Source organism: Halorubrum sp. AD140 (assembly GCF_034497445.1).
Taxonomy (GTDB): Archaea; Halobacteriota; Halobacteria; order Halobacteriales; family Haloferacaceae; genus Halorubrum.
The window spans coordinates 15530-30650 of the sequence record NZ_JAXRUU010000011.1 but is presented as its reverse complement, the minus strand read 5'-3'; the positions used below and the strand labels follow the sequence as shown (position 1 = coordinate 30650).

Sequence of the window (15121 nt, the reverse complement as noted above, 5' to 3'; positions counted from 1 at the left end):
ATCCGTGGGACCGGACAAATAGTTTCCCCTCACTCGGGGACCACGCTGTCTTCCGAGAGGAAGGCCCCGGCGAAGAGGTCGACGTAGAGGAGCAACACGGTCTCGCGGTCGACGCCGGTCTCGTCGGCTTGGGCGTCCAAAAACGCCGACAGCTCCGGGCTGGGTTCGTAGCGAATCGCCCCCTCGTCGACGTCGAACTCGACCGTCTCGGCGCCCGTCGCGAGGTGCTCGATCTCGAGTAAGGCCTGCTCGGCCTTCGCTTCGAGCGCGGCGTCCTCGGCCATGACGCGCTCTTCGGCCCATCTGTCTGCGCCCCGACGGAAGCGCTCCGAGAGCGGGATCTCGACGGGGCCGCTCACGGTCTCGTCACCCCGTCGAAACCCGACGTCCGTCCGGTCGATGCCTCGCGCACCGAGCGGTCGCGCCCGCGGCGGGAACACTCGTCGTCCATCTACTGCGGGGGCCACTCGTCGGGGGTCGGGTCGGCCTCGCCCAGCTCGCCGAACACGCCGACGGTGAACGCCAGGATGAACAACAGCGCTATAGCGCCGACGAGACCACCGATGCCGTGCTGACCGACCCAGTTTCCGAGCGTCAGCGGGCCGGCACTGGTGACGACGTCGAGAAGCGTGAGCGCGGTCCAGCCACCGAACAGCAGTAGCGCCGCGAGAAGCAGCGTGTTCTGCTGGGCTCCAGTTCGAATCCCCATGGCCGTGTCATTCTGCGGCACGGACTAAAAACTTCCCCGAGCGTCGACCGACGTCGATCCCCCGGCCGACGTGGGACCGCGCGGTTACTCGAGGTCCCAGCCCGCCTTCTCCGCGGCCGTCTCCAGCGGAACGAACTCCCAGCCGGCCTCCTCGGCGATCCACTCGTCTTCCGCGATGCCGACGACGACCAGCCGCTCGGCGTAGAACATCGACGTCTCGCCGATGTCGGTCAGCCGCTCGGCGGGGCCGGTCCCGGTGCCGTTGAAGAAGTCCGCGTCGATGCCGTTTTCGCGCTGGAGCTTCGTGATGGCCGGCGCGCTGACGTCGCCGACGACGCCGACCCAGTCCACCCACTCGCGGGCCGAGACGACGACGAGCTGCGGGTCGGCCAACGCCGAAACCGCGCCGTACGTCAGCGCCATGGTCATGTCGTCGATACCCCCGCCGTGCGGACCGGAGGCCATCGGCCTCGCGTCGTCGGGCGCGTCGCCGACCGTCGCACCCGCGCCGGAGCCGCCGCGGTCGACGGGCACGCCGGCCGGCTTGTCCTCGTCTTCCCGCGGCACCCGCGGGACGGGACCGTCCGCGTCGGCTTCGGCCGTCGCCCAAGTCGGCGGATCCGGCTCCTCGTCGGGACTGCCCTCACCGCGCCACAGCCAGTCGCCGTAGTTGGCCTCCGATCCCTCGTCATCGTCGGTGTCGATGTCGTCGAGGTCGATTCTGTCAGTCATTGTCGTCTGGGTTGGGTTTCGGGGTGCGGTCGGGCGCCTCGCCCACGGGAGTCTCGGCGTCCGCGGCGAGGTCGAGGCGGGCCAGCGTCTCGCGGGTCGGGAGCCCCTCGCGGCTCCAGCCGCGGGCGTCGTAGTAGGCGTCCAGCAGGGCGTCGAACTGCGCGGGGTCGATTCGGCCGCCCGCGGCGGGGCCGTCCGAAATCGGCTCGGTGAACGCCTCGGGGAGTTCGTCGGCGTCCCGGTCGAAGCCCTCGCGGGCGTTGAACAGGCGCACGAGGTTCCAGACCCGCTCTCCGACCAGGCGGAGGTCGGCGGTCTCGTAGCCGTAGCCGAGGGCGTCGAACCACTCGGCGCCGAAGTCCCCCCACAGGGGCTCGCCCGCGAAGTCGTCGGCGACGAAGCTCCACAGCGCCGAGCGGGTGTTCTGCGCGGTGACCACGGCCGCGATCCGCGCGCTCTCGCCGGCGTCCTCGGCGAAGACCTCCCACTCGATCGGGCGCGCCCGCCGGTGGCAGCCCCCTCGGTCGCTCGTCGCGTACGCCAGCGCCATCCCGACCGCCGCCCGCGGGTCGTACGCCGGCAGCTCCATGGACTTGACCGTCGGGATGACGTCGTCGGTGTCGTACGCCTCCGTCGCCGCGACGACGCCGTCGGCCAGCGTCTCGGCGACGCCGGACTCACAGGGCCCCGAAGCGCCGGTCGCGATCGCCTCGATGAGCCGTCGGGCGCCGTCGGCGTCGCCGAACGAGAGGTCGCAGTCGATCCGGCCGGCCTCGGCGGCCCGGATCGCCCACGCGACGGCGTTTCCCGCCGATATCACGTCGATTCCGAGGCGGTCGCACAGGCCGCCCAACTCCGCGACGGCGTCGAACTCCCCGACGCCGAGGCCGGCGCCGAGGGTCATCGGCGTCGCGCCGCGGGGGACCGACCGCCCCTCGGCGGTCTCGACCTCGAAACCGCCGGGCACCGCCCTGTCGGGGTGTTCCCGGCCGTCGGCGGCCTCGGCGGCGGCCTCGACGCCGATGTCCTCGGCGGCCTCGAACTGGTCGCGTTGCCAGCCCTCGGTGGCGAGAGCGCCCACCTCGTTGGCGAAGTCGACGCTTTCGAGCGTCTCGCCGGCGGCCTGCCACCGACCCGTCTCGCCCTCGGCGTACTCGCGCTCGTCGCGCTCCCGGAGGGCGGCGAGTTCCGGAGGCGTCTCGGGGGCGTCGTTCCGGGCGACGACGGCCTTGAGCCGCTTGGCGCCCATGACCGCGCCCGCGCCGCCGCGGCCGGCGTGGTGGTCGCCGGCGTCGGAGGCGACGGTCGCGTAGGCGACACCGCGCTCGCCGGCGGGACCGATGCAGGCGACACCCGAGTCGGGGTGGGCCTCGGCGGTCGCCACGGTGTCCTCGCCCCACGAGTATGCGCGTTCGACGCGGCCCTCCCCGTTCTCGACGACGACGCGAACCGGCTCGTCGGCCTCGCCCGTCACGAGCAGGGCGAGACAGTCGTCGAGCGAGCCGACGAGGCGATCGGCGAAGGAACCGCCGGCGTACGAGTCCAGAAACCCGCCCGTCAGGGGCGATTTCGTCACTGCGGCGTAGCGAGTCTCGCCGGGAAGGTACCCGGAGAGGGGACCGATACAGAGGGCGAGCAGGTTGTCGGGGCCGAGCGGATCGGTGTCCGCGTCGAGCTCCTCGTAGAGGTAGCGCGCGCCGAGGCCCTTCCCGCCGAGAAACCGGCGTCGCCACGGCCCGGGGACGCGCTCGCGGCCGACGGTTTCCGACGAGAGATCGGCCCGGAGAACGTACTCGCGTTCGGCCATTCCAGAGAGCCTTCGGGGTTCGTAGTCAAAACCATTGGGGGTCGACGGGCTACCGTTTACCCGCTCTCGCCGAGTTCGAACCTCTCCCCCTCTTCGGTGGTGACGACGACGTTGTCGGGAGCGTCGCCGGGAAGGCGAACCAGCACGGTTTCGACGGTGACGTCGTCGGTCCCACCGTCGCTGGAGTCGTCGATCGAGAGGTGCAGCGTCGGACCGTCGCGGGCGATCGACTCGACGCGGTAGTCCGGCACCGAGGACGCCGGGAACGCCTGGATCACGACCAGCAGTTCGCGCTCGAACGAGACGGCGTCGACGAACTCGGCGGCGTCGGCCGGGAGCAGCGAGGCGTCAAACCGGTCCGTCTCGGTCCCGTCCGTGAGCACCGTGACGTAGTGCTGCTCGCCCGACTCGTCGTCGGTCGCGATCCCCCCCTCGATCACGGGGTCAGCGGACGGCGCGAGATCGAAGACGAACGTCTCGTAGTCGGTCACGGGCGTCCCGGTCGTCGGGCCGTCGGACGGATCGGCGGGCTCCGAGGGACCGACGCAACCGGCGAGGAGCGCGAGACACGCGAGGGCCGCGACACCGACGCGGAGCGCGCGAGCGGTCGGTACGTGCGTGTCCATACCCGTCGGTGACGATCTGCGGGAACATACGTCTATGGTGGGTCGGGCTCTGTCGTGGTATCGGTTCTCTCAGAAGACACTTACCCGCCACGGTACTGTGTAGACACACGAGTATCCGGAGCAGTGCCGCGTTCGATCGTCTCGCCCCTCTCGCACCCGGAGGAGTGGAGATCAGACCCGTCGGACGACGCCTGTTCTCCGATCACCGATCACCATGGCAGACACACATTCCAGCCGCATATTCCGTAGCGGAGACGCGACCACGCTGTACGTCACGATTCCCGCCGACGTCGTGTCCGATTCGCAGTTCCCCTTCGACGCCGACCAGCCGGTCACCGTCACGATCGATGGCGACCACCTCCTCGTCTCGAAGAGCGACGAGGGGGGTGACGAGGCGACTCGCGAGTGATCCGATCGCGAGCGGACGGGGAAGACGAGACGATCCGCGTGCTCCACGTCGAGGACGACTCCGACCTCGCGGAGTTGACCGCGACGTTCCTTCGGCGGGAGGACGACCGGTTCAGCGTCGTCACGTCGACGAACGCCAGCGACGGGCTCGCCCGGCTCGCTGACGGGTCGTTCGACTGTGTCATCTCCGATTACGACATGTCCGGCCGAAACGGCGTCGAGTTTCTCGAGACCGTACGCGACGCCGACCCGGACCTCCCGTTCATCCTGTTCACCGGCAAGGGCTCGGAGGAGGTGGCCAGCGAGGCGATATCCGCGGGCGTGACCGACTACCTTCAGAAGGAGGCCGGCGTCGACCAGTACGCGGTGCTGGCCAACCGGGTCACCAACGCCGTCGAGCACTATCAGTCGCGTCGGATGGTCGAACGGAGCGAAGCCCACCTCCGAGAGATCGTCGATTCGCTTCCTCACCCCCTGTACGTCGTCGACGAGACGGGGACGCTTCTGCTCGCCAACGAGACGCAGGCGGCGTTCCACGACCGGTCCGTCGACGCGCTCGAAGGCACGCACGTCACCGACGTGCTCGACGAGCTGTCGGCCGAGCGGCTTCGAGAGGCCATCGCGGCCGTGGTGGAAACCGGCACGGCGAAACGCATCTCCGCGCTCGAAATCCGCGACGCCGACGGCGAGCGACACGTGTTCGAGGCGCGGTTGCTCCCGTACGACCTCGAGAACGTCGATACGCGGTCCGTCCTCGGGGTCGCCGTCGACGTCACCGACCGCAGGCGGCGCGAGTGCGAGCTCGAACGGACGCGCGAACGCATGCAGCTCGCGCTCGAACAGACCGATTCGGTCATCTTCGAGATCGACTGTTCCACCGACGAGGTCGTTCGGTACGGCGCGTACCGCGATTTCTTCGATCTCGAACCGAACGACACACCGACGTGGACGGAGCACCTCGCGAAAGCCGTCCACCCGGACGACCGCGACGAGTTCACCCGCTTCTATCGGCGCCTCACGAGCGGCGAGCGCGACCGCGGCGAACTCGAATACCGAACGGATCCCGAGATGGGAGCCGTCAGCTGGATCCGAGACACGGCCTTCATCGAGAGCGGGAGCGAGAGCGGCGATCGACAGGTCCTCGGCATCGCTCGCGACGTCACCGAACGCAAGGAACGCGAGCTGGATCTGCAGCGCAAAGAGCGACAGTACCAGGCGATCTTCGACGACCCGAACATCCTCGTGGGCCTGATCGACACGGACGGTACCGTTCTCGACATCAACGAGACAGCGATAGACTACGTCGACATCACGCGTGAGGAGGTGGTGGGAGAGCCGTTCTGGGCGACGGCGTGGTTCGACCACTCCGACGCCCTCCAAGAGGAGGTCAAGACGTGGGTCGATCGAGCCGCGGACGGCGAGTACGTCGAGTTCGACGCGGACCTCGTTCGTCCGTCGGGTGAGCCGTACTCGATCCAGGGCGTGATCCGGCCGGTGACCGACGACGAGGGGGAGGTCGTCTCGCTCATCATCTCCGACCGCGAGGTGACCGAACAGCAGGCGTACGAGCGGGAGCTCGAGCGGACGAACGCGCTCTTGTCCACGCTGTTCGAGGCGCTTCCGGTCGGCGTCCTCGCCGAAGACGAAGCGCGGAGCGTCGTGGCGGTCAACGACCAGCTGATCGAACTGTTCGATCTCCCGGACGCGCCGGCGGACGTTCGCGGCACCGACTGTGTCCGGCTGGCGCAAGGCGTCAGCGACCTGTTCACCGACCCGGACGAGTTCGTCGAGCGGACGAACCGACTGGTGGCCGAGGGGGATCCGGTCCGGAACGACGAGTTTGCGCTGCGTGACGGTCGAACGTTCTCCCGGAGTTACCATCCGATCGAGCTCCCCGCCGCGGACGGACACCTGTGGGTGTACCGCGACGTCACCGGCCAGAAGACGCGCGAAGACCGCCTCGAGGCGCTCAACGAGACGACGCGGGAGCTGATGACCGCCGAGACGCGCGACGAGGTTGCCGATATCGGTGTCGAAGCCGCCCGAGACATCCTGGGGCTGGACGCGAACGCGATCCACCTCTACGACGACGAGCGGTCGGCACTCGTGCCGGTAGCGGTGACCGCGACCGGCCGTGACCTCGTCGGCGACCCGCCGGCGTTCGCGCGCGGAGACGGCATCGCGTGGCGCGTCTACGAGAGCGGCGAGACGCTCGCCCTCGACGACGTCCACGAGGACCCGGACATCTACAATCCTGACTCGACGGTTCAAAGCGAGTTCCACCTCCCGCTCGGGGAGTACGGCGTCCTGATCGCCTGTTCGGACGAGTCCGAGGCGTTCGACCAACACGACGTCGTGCTCGGTGAGATCCTGGCGAGCAACGTCGCCGCAGCACTCGAGCAGGTCGACCAGCGGGAGCGACTGCGGGAACGCGAGGGAGAACTGACCCGCCAGAACGACCGCTTGGAGGAGTTCGCGAGCGTCGTCTCACACGACCTGCGGAACCCGCTACAGGTGGCGGGAGGGCGGCTCGAACTCGCGCGAGATGAGTGCGAGAGCGAGCAGCTGGACGCGGTCGAGCGGGCGCTCAACCGGATGGACACCCTGATCGAGGACCTCCTGGCGCTCGCCCGCGAGGGCGACCGCGTCCGGGAGCTGGAACCGATCGAGCTCTCGACGCTCCTCGCGAACTGCTGGGAGAACGTCGAAACCGCCGAGGCGACGCTCGAGACGAACACCCAGCGGACCGTCCGGGCCGACAGGGGCCAGCTCAAACAGCTGCTGGAGAACCTCATCCGGAACGCGGTCGAACACGGCGGCGACGGGGTCACGGTGACCGTCGGCGACGTCGAGGACGGATTCTACGTGGCGGACGACGGACCGGGCATCCCGCCGGACGAACGGGACGCGGTGTTCGACGTCGGATATTCGACGTCGGAATCCGGGACCGGCTTCGGACTGGGCATCGTCACGCAGGTCGTCGACGCGCACGACTGGGGGATCCGCGTCACGGAGGGGGCCGACGGCGCGCGCTTCGAGGTCACCGGCGTCGAGCTGGTCGCCGCATAGCCGCTCCGCGTTCACGGCACCGCCTCAGCACGCTTCGAGGTCGCCGCTGGGCTCCCCCGAGAGCGTTCAGCCGAACCCGTCGGACCGTGACGCGATAGGAACGGCTCCGACGGTCGGCCGGAACCTGGTGGAGCTTTACCGCTTGGGATACTGTCACACGGTATGAGAACAGTCGCGGGCCGAGGACGACTCCTCGTCGTCGTGGCGGTGGTGGTGCTCGCCGGCTGCGTCGGGGCGATTCCCGGCGACCCCACGTCGGGAGCCTCCGACGCGGCGAACGACTCGGACGCGTCCGAACTCGGCACCGTCGAAGTCCACTACATCAACGTGGGGCAGTCGGTGAGCACGCTCGTCGTCAGTCCGGCCGGGGAGACGATGCTCGTCGACACCGGTCACTACGACGACGACGGCGAGCACGTCCTGTCGTACCTCCGCCGCCACGACGTCAGCCGGATCGATCACCTGGTGACCTCGCACAACGACGCCGACCACATCGGGGGACACGCCGCGGTCATCGAGTACTACGAGACCGAAGCCGACGGAATCGGCGCCGTGTACGACCCGGGGATCGCGGCGAGCACGCAGACGTACGGCGAGTATCTGGACGCCGTCGAGGCCCACGACGTGTCGCTGTACGAAACCCGCGAGGGGGACGCATTGCGGTTCGGCGACGTCGACGTCGACGTGCTCGGACCGCCCGAGCCGTACCTCGAAAGCGAGGACCGCAACGAGAACAGCATCGTGCTGAAGCTCACCCACGGCGAGACGCAGTTCCTCCTGTCCGGAGACGCCGAAGACGACCAGGAGGCGTACCTCGTCGAGACGTACGGGAGCGAGCTGCGGTCGACGGTCCTCCAGGCCGGGCACCACGGGTCGGCGAGCTCCTCCGGCGAGCGGTTCCTCGATACGGTCCGGCCGCGGGCCGTCGTCGTCTCGAGCGCGTACGACTCCCAGTACGGTCACCCGCATACGGAGACGCTCCAGCGGCTCGCAGACCGATCTGTCCCGACGTATTGGACCGGCACGCACGGGAACGTGGTGCTGGCGAGCGACGGGAAAGCCGTGTCCGTCCAGACGCAACGGGAGGCGCCGACGGATCCGCTCAGTCTCCGCGACGGCGACGCCGTCGAGCCGGGAACCGGCGGAGAGGTGACCGAGCGCGACCGGTTGGACGGGAACGGGACGGGGGCGATCGACGACGGCGACGACGCGGACGAGACGCCCGCGGACGGCGACTCCGACGGCACGATCTCGCTCGCAGAGGTCCACGAGGACGCCGCGGGCGACGACCGCGAGAACCTCACCGACGAGTACGTCGTCTTCGAGAACACCGGCGACGAGACGCTCGACCTGTCGGGGTGGACCGTCGAAGACGAGGCGAGTCACCGGTACACGTTCCCCGACGGCGTCGCGCTCGCGCCGGACGCGACGGTGACGCTGTACACCGGGAGCGGGACCGACACCGACGCCGAACTGTACTGGGGGTCGGAAGCGCCGATCTGGAACAACGACGGCGATACGGTGATCGTAACTACCAGCGACGGCGAGCGAGTCTTGGAGGAGTCCTACCGATGACCGACATCGACCTCGAAGACGGCGAGTACACCGCGGTCGTTGACGCGATCGAAGACGGGCTGGCGAGGGTGTTCTTCGAACGCGACGGCGAGGAGGTGGGAGACGCCCTCCTCGATCCGGCGCGGCTGCCCGCGGACGCCCGCCACGCCGACGCGGTTCTCGCGGTGGTGCTCCGCGACGGCGCCGTCGACTCGGCCGCCTACGACCCCGAACGGACGACGGCGCGTGCGGAGAAGGCCCAAGACCGGTTCGATCGGTTGTCGAACCGTCTCCCGTCCGACGAGGACTCCTGAGGGGCGACGCCGAGACGGCTCACCGGTCGTCCGCCTTCCCGTCGCGTCGGTCGCGCTCTCTGGCCGCGGCGTCGCGCGCTCCGGGGTCGCCGTGTCCGCCGCCGCCGGGCGTGCGGATCGAGACGGTCGTCCCGGACTCCACGTCGACGGAGACCTTCGCGGGGACGTCTTCGCCGTCGACGAGGTTCCGTCCGGTCGCGCCGTCCTCGCCGCCGTCGATTCCGGCGGGAGCCGTCCGGCGGCGCTCCGTGAGCAGCGACACGGTGGCGTCGGTCTCGACGGTGACCGTTCGTTCGAGACCCAGTCCCCCGCGGTACCGACCGTCACCACCGCTCGACGGGCGCAACGCGTACCGGTCGACCCTGAGGGGGTACTCGGTCTCCATCGCTTCGACGGGCGTGTTGAGGGTGTTGGTCATTCCGACCTGTACGCCGTCCATCCCGTCTTTTCCGGGGCGGGCCCCGAACCCGCCGCCGATGGTCTCGTAGTAGGCGAACGCCCCCGTTCGGTCGCCGATGATCAGGTTATTCATCGTCCCCTGCCCACCGGCGGGGACCACGTCCGGGACCGCCTCGGCGAGTGCAGCCAGCGTGACGTCCGTGACGCGCTGGCTCGTCTCGACGTTGCCGCCGACGACAGCGGCCGGAGGGCGCGGATTGAGCAGCGATCCCTCGGGGGCGGACACGGACACCGGCTCGTAACAGCCGTGGTTCGGCGGGATCTCCGGGTCGGTGACCGCGCGGACGACGAAGTAGACCGCGCTCTTCGCGACCGAGAGCGGCGCGTTCAGGTTGCCCTCGACCTGGTCCGCGGTCCCGGCGAAGTCGACGTCGACCGTCGCGCCGTCGAGGGTGACGGCCACCTCGACCGGAATGTCGTCGTCGGTCACCCCGTCGCCTTCGAGCACGTCCCCCGCCCGATACGTGCCGTCGGGAAGGGCCGTGAGCTCGGCCTCGACGCGCTCCCGGGAGTACTCGACGACGGCGTCGAACGCGTCGAGCAGCGTCGACCCGTGTTCCGCGAGCAGCTCGCCGACCCGCTCCTCGGCGCGCGCGTTCGCGGCGCGCTGCGCCCGGAGGTCCGCCTCCCGCTCGTCCGGCGTCCGGACGTTGGCTCGGATCAGCTCGTGGACCGCGTCGTTCGGATCGCCGCCGTCGACGAGTCGGACCGCCGGCAGTCGGAGGCCCTCCTCGTAGATCTCCCGCGCTCCCGGCGGCATGCTCCCCGGCGCACTGCCGCCGACGTCGGCGTGGTGAGCCCGCGACACCGCGTACCCGATGACCTCGTCGTCGGGGGCGATCGTCGAGACCAGCGTGATGTCCGGCAGGTGGGTTCCGCCCGCGAACGGGTCGTTGACGACGAACACGTCCCCCGGTCGCGGGTCCTTTCGAAGGACGGTGTCGACCGCGTCGGGCATCGCGCCGAGGTGGACCGGGATGTGTTCGGCCTGTGCGATCATGCGGCCCGACGCGTCGAAGATCGCCGTCGAACAGTCGCGTCGCTCCTTGATGTTCGGGGAGTACGCCCCCCGGATGAGCACGTGTCCCATCTCGGCGGCGACGCTCTCCAGTTGGTTCCGGAGGACCTCCAGGGTCACCGGATCGAGCTCCGAGCCGCTGCCGTTCGTCGGATCGCGTTCGCCACTCACGCGTCGCTCACCTCGGCGAGTAGCGCGCCGTCGTCGCGCACCCGCACGGCCCACGCCGGCGGGACGACGATCGTGCTCTCGTCGCCCTCGACGATCGCGGGTCCCGAAATCGAGCCGCCCGCCGGCAACCGCCGGCGCTCGTAGACGGGCGTCTCGCGAACGCCGTGCACGAACGCCGCCTCGCGGGACCCTTTCCGTGAGCCGTCGCCGCCATCGTACTCGATCGACGGCGCGCTCCGGGGAACGGTCGTCGTCACGCGGCAGTTCACCAGCTCGACCGGCTCGTCCGCCCGGTACCCGTACGCCGACTCGTGTGCCGCCGCGAACCGCTCACCGGCCTCGTCGGCGTCGAAGGGTCGATCGAGGTTCACGGTGAGCTCGAAGCTCTGGCCGGCGTACCTGAGGTCCGCGGACGGTCGCACGGTCGCCGCGTTGCGGTCGCTGACCGCTGCCAACAGCTCCTCGGACAGTTCCTCGTACACGGCGTCGACGTCGCCTGGGTCGACCTCGCCGAGCGAGCGCCGGTACGTCCGGACCGCGTCGCGCTTCTCGTCGGCCGCGAGCAGGCCGTACGCCGACAGGACGCCGGAGGCGCGCGGGATCACCACGCGATCGATGTCGAGGCCGTCAGCGATCGAAACCGCGTGCATCGGTCCCGCGCCGCCGAACGCGACGAGACCGAACTTCCGCGGGTCGTGTCCCCGCTCGACGGTCACGGACCGAATTGCGCGGGTCATGTTCGCGTTCGCGACGCGGTAGACGCCGCGGGCGGCCGCCCGTGCGCCGGCCATCCCCGCCTCGTCGGCGAGGTCCGCGAGGGCGTCGCGGGCGGCGCCCTCGTCGAGCGACAGTTCGCCGCCGAGGCTGGTGCTCGCGCCGATGTACCCCAAGACGAGGCTCGCGTCCGTGACCGTGGGCTCCGTGCCGCCCGTCCCGTAGCATGCGGGGCCGGGATCGGCCCCCGCCGAGCGCGGCCCGACCCGAAGTGCCCCGCCGGCGTCGACCCACGCGATCGACCCGCCTCCCGCGCCGACGGTCTCGACGTCGACCATCGGCGTCTTGATCGGGCGGTCGTTGATCACGCCCTCCGTCGTCCGCGCTGCCTCACCGTCGCGGACGAGGCTCACGTCGCTGGAGGTCCCGCCCATGTCGAAGGTCACCAGCCCGTCTCGTTCATCGTCGGTGTCGTCGTCGCCGTTGGCCGCCATCGCACTCGCCCCGACGACGCCCGCGGCGGGTCCCGAGAGGACGGTCGTCACGGCGTTCCGTCTGACGGTGTCGGTGTCGGTGACGCCGCCGTTGGCCTGCATGATCTGCGGCTGTGGAATCCCGAGGTCGCGCGCGCGCTCGGTGAGGCGACCGACGTAGCGATCGATCGCCGGCCGCACGTACGCGTCGACGGCCGTCGTCGACGTCCGTTCGTACTCGCGGAACTCGGCGATGACCTCGTGTGAGGCCGACACCGGCACGTCGAGTTCCGCTCGCAGCACCTCCGCGACTCGGGTCTCGTTCTCGGGATGGGCGTAGGCGTGCAGGAGCGAGACCGCGACGGACTCGACGTCCGCATCGCGGATCCGCTCGGCGACCGCTCGCACCGCCTCTTCGTCGACGGGCCGCTCGATCCCGTCGGTCGTCGCCCGCTCGGAGAGTTCGAAGCGACGGCGTCGCGGGACCAGCGGCGTCGGCTTCTCGGCGTCGAGATCGTACAGCGAGGGCCGGTCCTGGCGGCCGATCTCCAGGACGTCTCGGAACCCCTCGGTCGTGACGAGCGCGGTCTTCGCGCCGTCCTCTTCGAGGAGCGCGTTGACCGAGACGGTCATCGCGTGCGCGAACTCGGTCACGCTCTCGGGACCGATCCCGGCCTCCTCGCAGGCACTCTCGATCCCGGCTATCACGCCCTCGCTCTGGTCGTCCGTGCTCGGGACCTTCGCGGTCACGAGCTCGCCGTCGAGCGATAGCGCCACGTCGGTGAACGTGCCGCCGACGTCGACACCGATTCTCCTCAGCTCCATGCGCGACACTCCGGACACATCGGGGATGATCCGGATGCCGAGCCACACGTGGATAATTGTCACGGTTGTGCCGAGCGCGTTCGCCACCGGTCCGCTCGCGCACGCACCGACGCGACGGTCCCGTAGCCCGCGGTGCCGAGACCGCTACTCCTCGGTCTCGTAGGGGTCGCCGACGACGGACGGGACCCGCGTCTTCCCCCACACCGTGAGCACCACGAGCACCGCGGCGTACGGGAGCAGGTTGATGAGCCGCGCCGGGACGTCGATGCCGACCGTCTGAAACTGGACGTTCAGCATGTCGAGTGCGCCGAAGAGGAGCGCCGCGGCCGCGGCTCCGACCGGATTGTAGTTGCCGAACAGGTAGGCGACGATGGCGATCCAGCCGCGGCCGTCGACCATCGTCGAACCGGTACCGACGAAGTTCCCGGCGTGAGCGAGCAGCACGGCGCCGGCGAACCCCGCCATCGCCCCGGAGAAGATCACCGTCGCGTATCGGACGCGATTGACGTTGACGCCGGCGGTGTCGAGCGCCTCCGGATTTTCGCCGGCGGCCTGCACCCAGTAGCCGTACCGGGTGCGGTAGAGGAACACCCAGGCGGCCCCGACGAACAGGACGGTGAAAAACAGCAACGGCGACTGACCGAACGCCAGCCGATCGATGCTGGCGAGCCCGGGACTCGACCGACTTCCCCAGAGCAGCGCAGCCGTGAACGGGGCGAAGCCGAGTCCGACGAACCAGACGGCCAGTCCGGCGACGATCTGATCGGCCTTGTATCGAATCAACAAGACGGCGAAGAGGGCGGTGAGAACCGTCGAGACGACGATCGAGACGAGGATGGCGGTCCAGACGTCCACCTGCGTCGGCGACGTTCCGCCGAGGACGAACATCGTTCCGGCCGTGGTGAACGCGCCGATGATCATGAACCCCTCGAGCCCGATGTTGAACACGCCGCTTTTCTCGGCGTACAGCCCGCCGATCGCCGCGAGCGCGATCGGGGTCGCCATCTCCAGCGACCGGGTCGCGAACCCGCGCGTGATGAGCCGGGAGAGGTCCACGTCGAACCCGGCCACGAGAACGGCTGCAAGCACCGCCACGACCCCGATCGAGATGCCGCCGATCCGGAACCGTCTCGAACCGAGGGGGTTGGTGGTCATTCGCCGTCACCTCCGAGTCCGGTCCGGTGAGCCACCATCCGGAACAGCTCCGGGACGGCGACGAAGAGGACGACGAGCCCCACGATCCCGTCGATCAGCTGGACGGGAATGTCGCTGTTTATCTGCACGTGCGACCCCGCGGACTCGAGCCCGCCGAACAGCAGTCCCGCCGGGACGACCCCGAGCGGGTTGTTGGCGGCGAGCAGACTCACGGCGATCGCGTCGAACCCGTAGTTGCCGATGCCGGACGGATCGGTGTAGTACCCCTGGATCATGATCACGAAGAGCGCCCCCGTCAGCCCCGCGATCATCCCGGAGAGCGCCATCGTCGAGATGACCATCCGTTTCGCGTCGACCCCGGAGTACGTCGCCGCGGTGTCCTGGTGTCCGCTCGTCACCATGTCGTACCCGAACTGCGTTCGAGCCATTACCGCGGCGGTGACTCCGACGACGCCGAGCACGACGAGAACGCCGACGACGGACAGGTTGGGGTCGCCGAAGACGAACTGCGGCAGCTCCACGTTCTCCGGGAGCCGCCTGGTGCGCGTCGCCGTCGCCTCGGGGTCTCCGAGCGGCCCCGAGACGAGCCACCCGACGAGACCGATGGCGATGAAGTTCAACATGATCGTCGTGATGATCTCGTTCGCGTCCCCGTACGCCTTCATCACACCGGGGAGCGCCCCGTAGAGCCCGCCGGCGACGACGCCGGCGACGGTACCGAACAGCATCAGGACGATTCCGCCGACCGTGCCGGCCGGCACGAAGGACGCCAGCCAGAGGATCGAAACGACGGTCGTGAACCCCCCGATGACGAACTGTCCCTGAACGCCGATGTTGAACACTCCGGCGCGGAACGCGACAGCGACCGCGACGCCAGTCAACACGAACAGCGTCGTGCCCCGCAGCGTGCGGGCGATCGCGCGTTCGCTCCCCAACGCGCCGACCAAGAGTTGCCGAGCGAACTGGACCGAGTCGTAGCCCGCGATCGCCGCGATGGCGAGCCCGATACCGAGCGCCAACGCCGTCGACGCGGTCGCGATCCCGACGCGTTCGAGGACCGTCGCGTCGAGCAGCCGGTCGGCGGCGG

General features: G+C 69.6%; 13 protein-coding genes. 4 read left to right on the top strand and 9 right to left on the bottom strand.

The window, feature by feature from the left end:
* Nucleotides 1-29: 29 nt before the first annotated feature.
* The 5 genes from U4E84_RS04575 to U4E84_RS04555 all read right to left on the bottom strand — a co-directional run bounded on the left by U4E84_RS04575 (nt 30) and on the right by U4E84_RS04555 (nt 3874).
* Nucleotides 30-359: a hypothetical protein gene (locus U4E84_RS04575; RefSeq protein WP_322530913.1), complete on the bottom strand. Its 330-nt coding sequence runs from the start codon at nt 357-359 to the stop codon at nt 30-32.
* Nucleotides 360-451: 92 nt separating this feature from the next.
* On the bottom strand, nt 452-709 hold the full coding sequence (locus tag U4E84_RS04570; protein ID WP_322530912.1) for a hypothetical protein: 258 nt from the start codon (nt 707-709) through the stop codon (nt 452-454).
* 84 nt (nt 710-793) lie between these two features.
* On the bottom strand, nt 794-1441 hold the full coding sequence (locus tag U4E84_RS04565) for a hypothetical protein (protein ID WP_322530911.1): 648 nt from the start codon (nt 1439-1441) through the stop codon (nt 794-796).
* The gene (locus U4E84_RS04560) at nt 1434-3248 is read right to left on the bottom strand and encodes an aldehyde ferredoxin oxidoreductase C-terminal domain-containing protein (protein WP_322530910.1); all 1815 of its coding nucleotides are present in this window, start codon (nt 3246-3248) and stop codon (nt 1434-1436) included. The genes U4E84_RS04565 and U4E84_RS04560 overlap by 8 nt, the downstream gene beginning before the upstream one ends.
* Before the next feature lie 56 nt (nt 3249-3304).
* Entirely contained in the window at nt 3305-3874 is a 570-nt protein-coding gene (locus tag U4E84_RS04555) for a hypothetical protein (RefSeq protein ID WP_322530909.1), read from the bottom strand.
* A 214-nt stretch (nt 3875-4088) separates the two neighbouring features.
* Here U4E84_RS04555 and U4E84_RS04550 point away from each other — a divergent pair, with 214 nt between their 5' ends.
* From U4E84_RS04550 to U4E84_RS04535, 4 genes are all read left to right on the top strand, one after another.
* On the top strand, nt 4089-4283 hold the full coding sequence (locus U4E84_RS04550) for a hypothetical protein (RefSeq protein WP_322530908.1): 195 nt from the start codon (nt 4089-4091) through the stop codon (nt 4281-4283).
* Nucleotides 4280-7351, top strand: coding sequence for a PAS domain-containing protein (locus U4E84_RS04545; RefSeq protein ID WP_322530907.1), 3072 nt, complete (start codon nt 4280-4282; stop codon nt 7349-7351). The genes U4E84_RS04550 and U4E84_RS04545 overlap by 4 nt, the downstream gene beginning before the upstream one ends.
* Nucleotides 7352-7513: 162 nt before the next feature.
* On the top strand, nt 7514-8926 hold the full coding sequence (locus tag U4E84_RS04540) for a lamin tail domain-containing protein (protein WP_322530906.1): 1413 nt from the start codon (nt 7514-7516) through the stop codon (nt 8924-8926).
* Nucleotides 8923-9219, top strand: coding sequence for a DUF3006 family protein (locus U4E84_RS04535; protein WP_322530905.1), 297 nt, complete (start codon nt 8923-8925; stop codon nt 9217-9219). Before U4E84_RS04540 ends, U4E84_RS04535 begins: the two co-directional genes overlap by 4 nt.
* 19 nt (nt 9220-9238) lie before the next feature.
* On the opposite strand, the gene U4E84_RS04530 is transcribed toward U4E84_RS04535, so the two are convergent.
* From U4E84_RS04530 to U4E84_RS04515, 4 genes are all read right to left on the bottom strand, one after another.
* Nucleotides 9239-10867, bottom strand: a complete 1629-nt coding sequence (locus U4E84_RS04530; protein WP_322530904.1) for a hydantoinase B/oxoprolinase family protein — start codon at nt 10865-10867, stop codon at nt 9239-9241.
* A complete protein-coding gene (locus U4E84_RS04525; RefSeq protein ID WP_322530903.1) occupies nt 10864-12879 on the bottom strand; it encodes a hydantoinase/oxoprolinase family protein in 2016 nt (671 codons plus the stop codon). Before U4E84_RS04525 ends, U4E84_RS04530 begins: the two co-directional genes overlap by 4 nt.
* 144 nt (nt 12880-13023) lie before the next feature.
* A complete protein-coding gene (locus U4E84_RS04520) occupies nt 13024-14034 on the bottom strand; it encodes an ABC transporter permease (protein WP_322530902.1) in 1011 nt (336 codons plus the stop codon).
* A complete protein-coding gene (locus U4E84_RS04515; protein WP_322530948.1) occupies nt 14031-15107 on the bottom strand; it encodes an ABC transporter permease in 1077 nt (358 codons plus the stop codon). Before U4E84_RS04515 ends, U4E84_RS04520 begins: the two co-directional genes overlap by 4 nt.
* Nucleotides 15108-15121: the final 14 nt, after the last annotated feature.

Bases quoted from the DNA above. Each gene is read 5' to 3' on its own strand.
- U4E84_RS04570 (WP_322530912.1), bottom strand. From the start codon at position 709: ATGGGGATTCGAACTGGAGCCCAGCAGAACACGCTGCTTCTCGCGGCG.
- U4E84_RS04565 (WP_322530911.1), bottom strand. From the start codon at position 1,441: ATGACTGACAGAATCGACCTCGACGACATCGACACCGACGATGACGAG.
- U4E84_RS04560 (WP_322530910.1), bottom strand. From the start codon at position 3,248: ATGGCCGAACGCGAGTACGTTCTCCGGGCCGATCTCTCGTCGGAAACC.
- U4E84_RS04555 (WP_322530909.1), bottom strand. From the start codon at position 3,874: ATGGACACGCACGTACCGACCGCTCGCGCGCTCCGCGTCGGTGTCGCG.
- U4E84_RS04550 (WP_322530908.1), top strand. From the start codon at position 4,089: ATGGCAGACACACATTCCAGCCGCATATTCCGTAGCGGAGACGCGACC.
- U4E84_RS04540 (WP_322530906.1), top strand. From the start codon at position 7,514: ATGAGAACAGTCGCGGGCCGAGGACGACTCCTCGTCGTCGTGGCGGTG.
- U4E84_RS04535 (WP_322530905.1), top strand. From the start codon at position 8,923: ATGACCGACATCGACCTCGAAGACGGCGAGTACACCGCGGTCGTTGAC.
- U4E84_RS04525 (WP_322530903.1), bottom strand. From the start codon at position 12,879: ATGGAGCTGAGGAGAATCGGTGTCGACGTCGGCGGCACGTTCACCGAC.
- U4E84_RS04520 (WP_322530902.1), bottom strand. From the start codon at position 14,034: ATGACCACCAACCCCCTCGGTTCGAGACGGTTCCGGATCGGCGGCATC.